Source organism: Saccharomonospora sp. NPDC046836 (assembly GCF_040645195.1).
GTDB lineage: Bacteria > Actinomycetota > Actinomycetes > Mycobacteriales > Pseudonocardiaceae > Prauserella_A.
Genome location: NZ_JBEYXW010000001.1, coordinates 329,733 through 341,403 on the forward strand (window position 1 = coordinate 329,733; position 11,671 = coordinate 341,403).

Here is an 11,671-nt window from a genome sequence, read left to right on the forward strand (position 1 = left end):
AGTTCTGATCTCAGCGACCAGGGACAGCAAGGAGGCCGATGACGATGCTGAAACGTGACGACAGGTTCACGTTCCCGCAGCGTCTGCTCCTGCTCATACTGGCCTTCGTGTTCGCGGCGACCGCTGTGCTGCAAGCCTTCCTCGCGGGCTGGATGTCGGAATGGTGGCCCGCCGTACTCGCCGCGGCACTCGCGCTCGCGGCGGTGGGTTGCCTGCTCGCGGCCGGCCGCGCCTGGAACGGCAGCGAGCGGCGTCACCTGTGACGATGCGCTGTTCATTGGTCACGTAAAGAAATGATGCGTCTGTTGTCGATTTCCGCATCGCGCCGTTCGACGCGTGAGTAGAGGCGGAAACAACGACAACGGAGGGAAGACGCATCATGTCGAACACCACCACCCGTGAGGACACCCGCACCACACTCCGCAGCACGCCACATCGTCTGCAGGCCGGTGTGCTGGCCGCCACCCGCATCGTCGTCGGGTTCCTCTTTCTCTGCCACGGCCTCCAGGGCTTCGGGGTCTTCGGCGGGGTCGACGGAGCGGGCACCGGGCTCCCGTTCGGTTCCTGGCCCGGCTGGTACGCCAGCGTCATCGAGATGGTCGCCGGTGCGCTCGTCCTGTTCGGCCTGTTCACCAGGCCCGCGGCCGTGCTGTCCTCGGGTGTGATGGCCTACGCGTATTTCACCGTGCACCAGCCGGTGGCGCTGCTCCCGCTGCAGAACATGGGCGAGCAGGCGGCCCTGTTCAGCTGGATCTTCCTGTTGCTGGCAGTGATCGGACCGGGCGCGTTCGCCTTGGACAATCTGCGACGACGCGCCGCGGCGGACTGAGCACGGAACCTCGGCAACCCCTCGACCGTCCTATTCGGTCGAGGGGTTGTCGTTGTTCGCACTGCAAAACTCGTAGGAGGCCCGGCATGCGCGGTTCCGTACGCGCGCTGTTAGCCGTGCTGTTACTAGCACTTTTTCCGATCTTCGTCCTCGCCCTCGGCATCGCCGGTGTGCTCGCCGGCTTCGGCATCGGCCAGCGCACCGGCGTCTACGTCGCGATCGTCAGCATCGGCATGATGCTGGCGCTCGGCATCGCGCTGATGCAGGCGCTGCGCACGCGGCTCACACCTCCCGAAGGGCCCGACCTGACCCGCCACGAACAGCCCGGTCTGTGGCAGCTCGTCGACGAGCTGGCCGCGCAGGCACAGACCCGTCCGCCGGACCAGATCGTGCTCGTGCCCGAGATCAACGCGGCCGTGTGCGAGGACGCGCGAGCTCTCGGCCTCCGCGCGGGCAAGCGGTACATGATGATCGGGCTGCCGTTGCTGGCCGGCCTGAACGTCGGCGAGCTGCGCTCGGTGCTCGCGCACGAGCTCGGCCACTACGGTGGCGGGCATACGCGGCTGCTCGCGGTGAGCTACCGAGGCGCAGAGACACTCGGCCGCACCGTCTCCAGGCTGGATTCGGGCCCGGCCCGGTGGATCCTGAACGGCTACGCCTGGCTGTATGCGGTGGTCTCCCGCTCGGCCAACCGGACACAGGAGCTGCAGGCCGACGCCTACTCCGTCGCCGCGGCGGGCCGGGCAACAGCGGCTTCCGCGCTACGCAAGATCGCCACGATGGACCTCCTGTGGGAGGCCTTCGGCAACCGTTACCTCGCACTGCCCACGATGGCAGGCCGCACGCCGGACATCCTGCTCGGCTTCCGGCACTTCCTCGAGCACCCACGGCAGCAGCACGCGGTCGCGGAGATCGAACCACAGGTCCTGGACTCCCAGCCCAGCTCGCTGCTCGACAGCCACCCGACGATCCGGCGCCGCATCGCCGCGATCGAGGCACTGCCGGACAGCCCGGCGCGGCCGGACCCGCGGCCGGCGTGGACCGTGCTCGCCGATCCGGCCAGGGTGATCCCGGCGGCGGAGGCGCAGCTCTACATCAACGGTGAGCTGGGGCCGCGAGCGAGCTGGCAGGAGATCGTCCAGCGGGCGGGCGCCGCCAGCGCCGCGCGTGGCGCCGAGATGCTCGCCAAGGCCGGGCACACCTCCGGCGCCGCGCCGCACGGCACACTGGGTGAGGTCCTGCAGGCCGTGCAGCGCGGCGATGCCGAGCGGCTGATCCGGCCCCTGCTGCGCGACGGCGCCGGGCCGGACGCGGTGCAAAGAGGCCTGGTAGAGCTGCTCAGCGACGTGATCGTGTGCGCGCTGCTCGAGCAGGGGCGGGTGCACCACGAACTGCACTGGGGTGGCGGCTGGGTGGTCACCGGGCAGGGCGGTGAGCTGAAGCCGGAGGAGCTGGTGGCACCGGCGGTGCAGAACCCCGCGCTGGTCCCCCAGCTCGCGCAGCGGCTGATCTCGATGGGCGTGCGGATGGATTTCGTCCGCGTGCCGAGCAACGAACCCGCGCAGCAGGCTCCCGCGGACAACGGCAGGCCGCGGCTGGTGGCCGTGGCGCCGATGGTGACGGCGTTCAAGAAGAACTGGGACGTGCTGGTCCACAACGGCGGGCTGCTCCTGATCCCCATCAAAACGGGCAAGCTCGCCAGCCAGAACCTCGCCGGCCTCGCGGGTCAGGCGGGTCAAGCGCAGCGCAAGCGCATCACCCAGCTGCTCGAGCTCGGCAGCGAGCAGCTGTTCGCCATGCCGGGCGCACGCTGGCTGGCGGTGGAGTCGATGCTCGGTGGTGACCGGAAGAAGTTCCTCACCGGCGGCGGCAAGATCGCGCTGCGCTTCGCAGGCGGCGACACCGCCACCCTGCGTACCCAGGAGGACGGCTCCTACGAGGCACTCATCGAGTTCCTCGACGCCGTCCCACAGCCAGCCCGGGGGTGACAGTGGTTCCCCAAGGCCACCTTGGTCGCGCCCACCCGTCTCCCACCACCCATACGGAGACGCGTCGCGCCGCAGTGTTCGATTCCTGCAACCAAGGTGGCCTTGGGGGCTCGAACCGCACTCGAACGGGGCGGAACGGAATTACCTGTCGATGCGATATACCCCTGTCCGGCACACGCGCCGATGCGGAAGTGAGGATGACCGATGGACACCACGGCCGAACCGCGACAGGACCAGCATCCATCGAACGAGCACGCCCCACCCGCTCCTGACCCGGTCGTGCCGGCACAGCGCATCGACGACGACGAGTTCGCCCCCACCATCGTCCGCGGTCGCGAGTAGGCCGCCGGTCAGCCTTCGGCGACCAGCGGCTGGAGTTCGAGTTCGGGGTGCTGCCGCAACAGGATGCGCATCGCCATCTCGTCCTCGAACAGCGCGAGGTCGGCGCCGTCGGAGCGGGTCAGCACCTCGCTACGCCTGCCCGAGTCCACCAGCGCGCGTTGCGCAGGGTCGCCCAGCCTGCGCACCGCGCTGTAGGGCAACCGATCCAGCCGTACCCGCACCGAGAACTCGTGCTCAAGCCGATGCGCCGCGACCTCGAACTGCATCGGACCGACCGCCGCGAACACCGGCGCCGCATCGCCCCGCAGGTCGGACTTCAGCAGCTGGACGACACCCTCGGACGCCAGCTGGTCCACGCCCTTGCGGAACTGCTTGGCCCGGCTGAGGTCCGCGGGACGCGCGACCGCGAAATGGGCGGGCGCGAAGCTCGGCAACCCGGGAAACCTGACGGCCGGCTTGCCGGCGTAGAGCGTGTCGCCGACCCGCAGTGCCGACGCGTTGACCAGGCCGATCACATCTCCCGGGAACGCTGTGTCCACTGTGGATCGTTGCTGGCCGAAAACCTGCTGCACGTACTTGGTGGCGAACGGGCGTTTCGTCGTGGCGTTGGTGACCACCATGCCGCGCTCGAACCTGCCAGAGCACACGCGCGCGAACGCGATCTGGTCACGATGGGCGGGGTCCATGCCGGTCTGCACCTTGAACACGAACGCCGAGAAGTCGGCCTCGAGTGGTCGCGCAACGCCATCGGCATCCACACGTGCCGTCGGCCGTGGCGCGAGTTCCACCAGCAGGTCGAGCAGATGCCGCACGCCGAAGTTGATCACGGCGGCGCCGAACAGCACGGGCGTCGCCGACGCGGTGCGGAACCGTTCGACGTCGAACTCGCCGCCGGAGGCGGCGAGCAACTCCCATTCCTCCGCGGCACGTAGCCAGTCAGCGCCCACCTCCGCCTCGGCCTGCGCCGGGGTGAGCCGCTCTTCCTGCGCCGCCGTGGCACCGCCGACGGTGCGCCCGTAGCGCACGAACGAACCGTCCGCCGCGTCGAGCACGCCACGGAAGTGGCCCGCGGCGCCGACCGGCCAGGTCAGCGGCATGGGCTGCAGCCCGATGCGCTCCACGAGCTCATCGCACAGCTCCAGCGCCTCCCGCCCCGGGCGGTCCCACTTGTTGACGAAGGTCAGCACCGGAATATCGCGGTGCCGGCACACATCGAAGAGCTTGAGCGTCTGCGGCTCGAGGCCCTTGGCCGCGTCAAGCAGCATCACCGCCGAATCGACGGCTGACAGCACCCGGTAGGTGTCCTCCGAGAAGTCCGCGTGCCCTGGCGTGTCGAGCAGGTTGATCACCGTGTCGCGATAGGAGAACTGCAGTGCGGCCGAGGTGATCGAGATGCCGCGCGCCCGCTCCATCTCCAGCCAGTCCGACACCACGCCCTGGCGGCCTGCCTTGCCGTGCACCGCACCCGCCTGCGAGATCACTTTGGCATGCAACGCCAGCGCCTCGGTCAGGGTGCTCTTGCCCGCGTCCGGATGGCTGATCACCGCAAAGGAGCGCCTGCGGTCGGCCTCGCTGAGAATGCGCATAGACCACCGACTCTACCTGCGGCCCATTCGCGCGAACGGACGTTACCCCTGCCCCAACCGGGTGCGCAGTGCCTGCGCGAACTCCTCGGCGGACGCCAGCTTCGCACGCAACTCGGCGCAGCGCCGCTCCGCACTGTCACTGAACTCGCGCAGCCGGTCGACTTCGGGACGGCGGTCGGACGGCTCCGGGTGCAGCAGGCCGAGCAGCTCCCGCATCTGACCGAGCTGGAAACCCAGTGGCTTCATACGTTTGACGAGCTCCAGCCGGGCGAGGTCGGGCTCGGCGTAGAGGCGGAAACCGCCCTGGCTGCGGGCACTCGGCGTGACCAGCCCGACTTTCTCGTAGTAGCGGATCGTGCGCAACGACAGGCCGGTTCGGTCAGCAACCTCACCGATCTGCATGTGCTCGCCCACGCCGACGACCTCGCTTCCCCAGGCGCCCAGTATCCAAAAGGTACCGCGCTCCGAGCACCCGGTGCCGCGCAAGATCAACAGTGTCCATTGTGGACGGCCTCTCACGTGGCGAGACGCGTTGATCTACGGACACCTTGCCGTAACGTTAAGGTAGAATGGCCGTCTGTGAGCCCACAGCACTTCGCGTCGGTGCAGGAGTACAACACCGCCTACCCCGACTGCCCCATCCCCACGGACCCTGCCAAGAGGCACGGCCTGCGTGGCTACCACGCCGCCATGCGAGGTGTCGCCGACGATGTGACTGGCTCGGAGACCACGTTGACCGTGGAGTTCCTGCCGGGCGGCGCACCGTCCCCGCAGGAGCCGGACCGGACCGGCATGGTCGTGGCGACGCGCTGGGGCGACGGCCCGGTTCTGGTGCTGGCTCGCGATGTCTCGTTGCGCAGCGCCTGGAAAGCCATCACCGAGCAGTGGCCGACCCGGCTCTCCGGCGTCCAGGCGGCACTCGCCCCCGCCGCGGCGGCTGCCACCGAATAGCCCGATTGGCTACAGTCACCCGGTGGACCGGGACCAGCTCTCGGCGATCGCCGAGCAGACCGACCGGATCGTCGCGTCCGGCCGCTACAGGAGTACCTCCGGAACCGCGGTGGACATCTCGCCCGCCATTGCGGAAGCCGTGCGTGGCACCCGGCTCTACCTACCCGAACAACCGGTACCGCCAGAACCGCAACCCGGCCGACCTGCCCGCATCGAGGTCCTCGACTGCTCGACACTCGCGGCCGCGCGGCAACTGGCCAGCGCGGCGCCGGACGAGCCGGCCTGCCTCAACTTCGCCTCTGCCCGCAAGCCCGGCGGCGGGTACTCCTCCGGCGCCACAGCGCAGGAGGAGAGCCTTGCCAGGGCGTCGGCTCTGGTGGCCTGCCTGCGCGCCGCACCCGACTACTACCGGTATCACCGGGCACATCGCGATCCGCTCTACTCCGACCGGATCATCTACTCACCGGCCGTTCCGGTGTTCCGCGATGACGACCACAGCCTGCTCGACCAGCCGTACCAGGTGGCGTTCCTGACGTCGGCCGCGCCGAACGCCTCGGCCACGACCTCCGTCGAGCAGCGTGAACTCATCCCGTCCGTGCTCCACGAGCGCGCCGCCAAGGTGCTCACGGTCGCCCATGACAACGGGCACCAACGGTTGGTGCTGGGCGCCTGGGGCTGCGGCGTGTTCGGCAACGACCCGGAAGTCGTGGCCGCGGCCTTCGCCGAACTCCTCACCGGCGACGGCCCCTTCGCGCACCGGTTCACCCACGTCGTGTTCGCGGTGCTGGACCGGCCGCCGTTCCCGCGGCTCACCGCCTTCTCGACCGCATTGGCACAACCTCGACCTTAGTCCAGGTCAGCGGGTATAGCCTTCGAGCATGAGCATGCTGCCGCCCGACGCGCACGAGCTCACCGTCGGTCAGCTCGCTCGCCGGTCCGGAGTCGCCGTGACCGCGCTGCACTTCTATGAACAGAAGGGGCTCATCTCCAGCCGGCGGACACCGGGTAACCAGCGCCGCTACCCCCGGCACACCCTGCGCCGGGTCGGTTTCATCCGGGTCGCGCAGCGCGTGGGCATCCCGCTGCGCATGGTGGCCGAAGCGCTGAACAGCCTGCCGGACGGCAGGACACCCACCCGCCAGGACTGGGCGCTGCTGTCGGCGCGCTGGCGGTCCGAACTGGACACCCGCATCGAGCAGCTACAGAAGCTGCGTGACGACCTCACCGACTGCATTGGCTGCGGCTGCCTTTCCATCGACCGGTGCGCGCTGCGCAATCCTCTCGACGAGCTGAGCAGCGAGGGCAGCGGGCCACGGCGGCTGCTCGCCACGGCGGACCGGGAGCGCAACAGCACCCGGTGAGCGCCTGGACACTGTTTCACGACTGGTAATCGGTCGGTTACCGATCAGGCACAGCTGCGCTATCTCTCACACCCAAGGTGAAGCGGTCATAGCTGACAAGAGGGAGGCATTGCATGCCCGGCTCACTGACCGCCTCAATCCGATTCCTCTCAGTCCTTCTGACAGCAGCACTCTTTGTCGCGATCGTGTCGCTGGTCGCCGCTCCGCAGGCACTGGCGACACCACCCAACATCCCTTCGAAGTCCACCGCGCAAACTCAGTTGAACGCGCTCAGGGTCGCCGGCGAGGGCTCGATGACGGGCTACTCCCGGGACAAGTTCCCGCACTGGATCACCATCTCCGGTACCTGCAACACCCGCGAGACCGTGCTCAAGCGGGACGGCAGCAACGTCGTCGTCGACGGTGCCTGCGCCGCCACCTCGGGCCGTTGGTACAGCCCTTATGACGGCGCCACCTGGTACGCGGCCTCCGACGTCGACATCGACCACGTGGTGCCGCTGGCCGAGGCCTGGCGCTCGGGAGCAAGCGGCTGGACCACGAGCAGGCGGCAGTCCTTCGCCAACGACCTCAGCTATCCCCAGCTGATCGCGGTGACCGACGAGGTCAACCAGGCCAAGGGCGACAAGGACCCCTCGGCCTGGAAGCCGCCGCTGTCCTCCTACCAGTGCACGTACTCCAAGATGTGGATCCGCACCAAGTACCAGTGGGGCCTCACGCTGCAGTCGACGGAGAAGTCCGCGCTGCAGAGCATGTTGAACACCTGCGCCTCCTGACCAGCGGTGTGGCCGCGTTCGCCTGACCGGCGACGCGGCCACACCCGGAGGACTCAACCGGTCAGCGCGTCGGGCCTGCGGCTGCCGAGCCAGTCGGCGATGACGTGTACGGGGTCAGCGCGGAACACCTGATCGGCACGGTGACGCTGCTGCTCACGTGCGGAGTAGGGCGTACACAGCGCGGTGACCACAGTGCGCAGCTGATGCTGCCCGTCGCGCACGAGGCCGGCCCGGATGAGCGCGGCCATCCCGAGGCGGCCGTGCCCCGGCAGCGGGCGGAAGCCGACCACCGGCAAGCCTGCCGCGAACGCTTCGGCGCACGTAGTGCCGCCGGCGTTGTCCACCAACACATCGGCAGCGGCGAACAACGTGGGCAAATCGTCCCGCCAGCCCAGCGCCTGGCAGCCGGGCCGGTGCCGAAGTTGCGCCAGCAGCCGAACGTTGCGCCCACACAGGACAACAGGGCGGATGTGGTCCAGGCCCGCCAACCGGTCAAGGGCGGCATTGATGTCGCCCATTCCCCATGATCCCCCGGAAATGAGCACCGCGTGGTCCCCGGCGTGTAGTCCCAGGGCCCGCCGCCCGGGGGCGACCTGGCCACGGTGCCGGGCGAACTCCGGCGCGATCAACGGTCCTGGTGTGACCGTCGGCCTGCCGCTGAGCAGGCCGACCTCCTGCGCGACCCAGGGATACGGGCAGATGAACAGGTCCGTACCGGGGTGGGCCCACAGCAGGTGCGCCGCGGGTTCGGTGATCATGACGAGGCTCGGCACGCGCAGGCGGCCTGCCAGCCGCAGTCGGCCCGCCGCCTGCCCCGCCAGGTGGAATGTGGAGACCACCGCACGGGGACGCCACTGCGCCACAATGCGCCCGAGCTGCCGCGCCGCCAACGCGGCCAGCGGGGAGGTACTCGGCTGCCAGTGCCCCCTCGGGACGAAGAACGACTGAAAAATGCCCTCGTACAACCAGGGAGCGTGGCTCAGCATCGCCGCGTAGCCTTCGCGCAGCCCGCTGCCGAGCCGGCCGGGCAGGATCTCCAGCAGATCGACCATCCGGGCGGGCATCCGCTCGCCCAACCGGCCGACGAGTTCAGCCGCCGGTTGGGTGTGCCCGGCTCCCATACTGGCAGTGAGCACCAGCACCCCACGCTCGTCGGTCATTACCGCGAAGGGAGGGCGTCGATGGCTTTCACACGAGCCTTGTCCGGTACGGGTTTGGTTGCCGCCGCATGCGCGAGCTGGCAGATCGGTCCCGCGGCGACGTGGCTGCCCGTGGTGCGACGAGCCACGCCCTGCCTTGCCGGACGCGGGTACCCGGACCGGGTCGCCCTGACGTTCGATGACGGTCCGTCCTCCCGCACCTGGCGGCTGCTCGACACGTTGGCCGAACTGGACGTGCAGGCCACGTTCTTCATGGTCGGTGAGTACCTCGAGCGCAACCGGCTAATCGGCGAGGCGGTCGCGAAGTCCGGGCACGAGATCGCAGTGCACGGCTGGCGCCACCGGTACCTGCTCGGTCAGGGCGTGCGGCGCGTGTCCGCGGAGCTGGCGCGCGCCAGGGATCTGGTCGCCGACGTTAGCGGATCGCCACCTCGGTGGTTCCGGCCCCCGTACGGCGTGCTCACCGGTTCCGCGCTCGTGGCAGCCGCACGCGTGGGGCTGCAACCGATCCTGTGGACAGCCTGGGCACGGGACTGGGTGGACCAGGTGACCGCGAGCGAGGTGCTGGCGACCCTCACGCCCGGCCTGCGAGGCGGGGCAACCGTGGTGCTACACGAGCCCCCGCCAGGGGCGCCGCCGTCCCGAGGCCAGGCCACGCTGGCCGCGCTGCCCGAACTGGTGGCGCACCTGCGTGTCCAGGGACTCACGCCGGGGCCGCTACGTGACCACGGGCTCAACGGCCGCGGTTCACTCGGTTTTCGCGGCAACCTCCGGTGACGTGCGGGTGCGCTCGGTGAGCAGCGGTGAACGCGCCAGCACCAGCACCGCACCCACCAGTAGCGCACCGCTGATCGCCTCGGGCACGATGAACCAGCCGCCGCGCACGTCCTCCCCGAAGGCCAGCACACCCCACAGGATCGCCACGATCGGGTCGACCAGCGTGAGCCCAGGCTGGGTGGCGACCAAGGTGCCCGCGTTGACAGCGGACTGCAACAGGAACATGGCCAGCAGGCCTGCCGCCACCATCAGGTACAGCTGCCAGGCGGTGAACAGAGCGACGAGGCCGTCGTCGAGCGCGTCGGTCGCGCCCTTCATCATGGCCGCGGTCAGCCCGAACGCCGTACCCGCCGCGGCGCCGAGCAGCGCGGCCCGCCGATCGCCGACCACCTGCCGCCACCACGCAGCGCCAACCAGCACCCCGATCAGCCCGACGGTGCTGCAGGTGCCGGCGAGCCACACGAACCAGTCGACCTCGACCGATTCGCCGTCGGAAGGCGACAGGAAGTACAGCAGGCCCGCCAACCCGACGGTCATTGCCAGCACGGACCCCCACTCACGCCCGTGCAGCCGTGCCCCGAAGACCACCGAGGCGAGCAGCAGCGTCGCCGGCAGGTCCAGCGCCAGCAGCGGTTGCACCACGGAGAGTTCGCCGGTGCTCAGTGCCGCCGCCTGGAAACCGAACCCCGCGATGACGGCGAGCACGCCGGTGAACCACACGGGCCGGTGCAGCAGCTCGCGGATCAACCGCCAGCTCAGGTTGTTGCGCTGTGGGATGTCGCGGTTGGCCTTGCGCTGCAGTACCGAGGCCGCGGCGTTCGCGCACGCCCCCATGACGGCCAGGAGGTAGGTGAGCATTGGACGGACCTCCAACCCCGGCACCGTACGCAACCCCTTACCACGTACCACTCAGTGCGCCCGGGAAACCGCAGGCGTTGCGCCATCTACTGATCATGCACGCCGAGGGCCTACGGTGTTTTGAGGGTTTGCGCGACTGCTTGCCGTTCGTACGTTCTGTCCCGGTGGATCGACAAAGGCACAGGAGGCGAGCATGGCCATCAACACGCAGGAGGCGAAACAGGTAGAGCAGGCGAACGCGAGTGGGCGTGTTCCGGTCGTGTTCGTCCACGGGCTGTGGCTGCTGTCGAGCAGCTGGGACCGGTGGGCCACCGTGTTCGAGGAGGCGGGTTACGCGACGCTGACGCCGGACTGGCCTGGTGACCCGAAGACCATCCAGGAGGCCAACGCCAACCCGGACGCGTTCGTGGGCCAGACGGTCGGTCAGGTCGCCGACCACTTCGAGGAAGTCGTCAGTGGCCTGACTAGAAAGCCAGCGGTGATTGGGCATTCGTTCGGCGGGCTACTCACCCAGATCCTCGCCGGCCGGGGCCGGTCGGCCGCGTCCGTCGCGATCGACCCGGCCGCGTTCCGCGGCGTGCTGCCGCTGCCGGTCTCGGCCTTGCGGGCGTCGTTTCCGGTACTGAGCAACCCCGCCAACCGCAGTCGCGCCGTCCCGCTGACGTTCGAGCAGTTCCGGTACGCATTCGCCAACGCCGTCCCCGCAGCGGAGGCGAAGGAGCTGTTCGACACGTTCGCGGTGCCGGCGCCCGGCGCGCCGCTGTTCCAGGCCGCGACCGCGAATTTCAGCCCGCGGACGGAGGCCAGCGTCGACACCCGCAACCCCGGCCGGGGGCCATTGTTGATCATCAGCGGGGAGCAGGACCACACCGTGCCATGGGCGATCGCGTACGCCTCGTACCGGCGGCAGAGGGACAACCCCGGTGTCACGGAGATCGTGGAGATGCCCCAGCGTGGTCATTCGCTCACCATCGACCGCGGCTGGCGCGAAGTCGCGGATACCGCGCTGGCGTTCGTGAAACGGTTCGTCTGATCAGTCCAATGAG

14 protein-coding genes are annotated in these 11,671 nt (G+C 69.3%); 10 read left to right on the top strand and 4 right to left on the bottom strand.

Translation table 11 applies throughout. From position 1 onward, the window contains the following. Positions 1-38 precede the first annotated feature (38 nt). From ABZ863_RS01635 to ABZ863_RS01650, 4 genes are all read left to right on the top strand, one after another. Positions 39-263 carry a hypothetical protein gene (locus ABZ863_RS01635; RefSeq protein WP_358529685.1) on the top strand — a complete coding sequence of 75 codons (225 nt, stop codon included), beginning with the start codon at positions 39-41 and terminating at the stop codon, positions 261-263. A gap of 116 nt (positions 264-379) precedes the next feature. Next, entirely contained in the window at positions 380-829 is a 450-nt protein-coding gene (locus ABZ863_RS01640) for a DoxX family protein (protein WP_358529687.1), read from the top strand. An 86-nt stretch (positions 830-915) separates the two neighbouring features. Beyond that, on the top strand, positions 916-2,817 hold the full coding sequence (locus ABZ863_RS01645) for a M48 family metallopeptidase (RefSeq protein ID WP_358529689.1): 1,902 nt from the start codon (positions 916-918) through the stop codon (positions 2,815-2,817). A 204-nt stretch (positions 2,818-3,021) separates the two neighbouring features. Next, complete coding sequence (locus ABZ863_RS01650; RefSeq protein ID WP_358529692.1) at positions 3,022-3,159, top strand: hypothetical protein; 138 nt, start codon at positions 3,022-3,024, stop codon at positions 3,157-3,159. Positions 3,160-3,167: 8 nt separating this feature from the next. Here ABZ863_RS01650 and ABZ863_RS01655 read toward each other — a convergent pair whose 3' ends face one another. Next, on the bottom strand, positions 3,168-4,745 hold the full coding sequence (locus ABZ863_RS01655) for a peptide chain release factor 3 (RefSeq protein ID WP_358529695.1): 1,578 nt from the start codon (positions 4,743-4,745) through the stop codon (positions 3,168-3,170). Between the two features lie 42 nt (positions 4,746-4,787). Further along, positions 4,788-5,147 carry a MerR family transcriptional regulator gene (locus ABZ863_RS01660; RefSeq protein ID WP_358530474.1) on the bottom strand — a complete coding sequence of 120 codons (360 nt, stop codon included), beginning with the start codon at positions 5,145-5,147 and terminating at the stop codon, positions 4,788-4,790. Positions 5,148-5,324: 177 nt separating this feature from the next. On the opposite strand from ABZ863_RS01660, the gene ABZ863_RS01665 reads away from it, so the two are divergent. The 4 genes from ABZ863_RS01665 (at position 5,325) to ABZ863_RS01680 (ending at position 7,830) form a co-directional block, all read left to right on the top strand. Beyond that, positions 5,325-5,696, top strand: coding sequence for a hypothetical protein (locus tag ABZ863_RS01665; RefSeq protein WP_358529698.1), 372 nt, complete (start codon positions 5,325-5,327; stop codon positions 5,694-5,696). Positions 5,697-5,718: 22 nt separating this feature from the next. Continuing rightward, positions 5,719-6,546 (top strand): TIGR02452 family protein, encoded by an 828-nt coding sequence (locus ABZ863_RS01670; protein WP_358529701.1) that lies wholly within the window; start codon positions 5,719-5,721, stop codon positions 6,544-6,546. 28 nt (positions 6,547-6,574) lie between these two features. Continuing rightward, positions 6,575-7,057 carry a redox-sensitive transcriptional activator SoxR gene (soxR, locus tag ABZ863_RS01675; RefSeq protein WP_358529704.1) on the top strand — a complete coding sequence of 161 codons (483 nt, stop codon included), beginning with the start codon at positions 6,575-6,577 and terminating at the stop codon, positions 7,055-7,057. A gap of 113 nt (positions 7,058-7,170) precedes the next feature. Beyond that, on the top strand, positions 7,171-7,830 hold the full coding sequence (locus tag ABZ863_RS01680) for an HNH endonuclease family protein (protein ID WP_358529707.1): 660 nt from the start codon (positions 7,171-7,173) through the stop codon (positions 7,828-7,830). Between the two features lie 53 nt (positions 7,831-7,883). On the opposite strand, the gene ABZ863_RS01685 is transcribed toward ABZ863_RS01680, so the two are convergent. After that, positions 7,884-8,990 (bottom strand): hypothetical protein, encoded by a 1,107-nt coding sequence (locus ABZ863_RS01685; RefSeq protein ID WP_358529708.1) that lies wholly within the window; start codon positions 8,988-8,990, stop codon positions 7,884-7,886. 21 nt (positions 8,991-9,011) lie between these two features. On the opposite strand from ABZ863_RS01685, the gene ABZ863_RS01690 reads away from it, so the two are divergent. After that, positions 9,012-9,767, top strand: a complete 756-nt coding sequence (locus ABZ863_RS01690) for a polysaccharide deacetylase family protein (RefSeq protein WP_358529710.1) — start codon at positions 9,012-9,014, stop codon at positions 9,765-9,767. Here the strand turns inward: ABZ863_RS01690 and ABZ863_RS01695 are convergent. After that, positions 9,738-10,625: a DMT family transporter gene (locus ABZ863_RS01695; protein ID WP_358529712.1), complete on the bottom strand. Its 888-nt coding sequence runs from the start codon at positions 10,623-10,625 to the stop codon at positions 9,738-9,740. The two genes, ABZ863_RS01690 and ABZ863_RS01695, sit on opposite strands and share 30 nt — an antisense overlap. A gap of 193 nt (positions 10,626-10,818) precedes the next feature. Between ABZ863_RS01695 and ABZ863_RS01700 the strand changes: the two genes are divergently transcribed. Next, positions 10,819-11,658, top strand: a complete 840-nt coding sequence (locus ABZ863_RS01700) for an alpha/beta hydrolase (protein ID WP_358529715.1) — start codon at positions 10,819-10,821, stop codon at positions 11,656-11,658. The last annotated feature ends 13 nt before the right edge of the window (positions 11,659-11,671 follow it).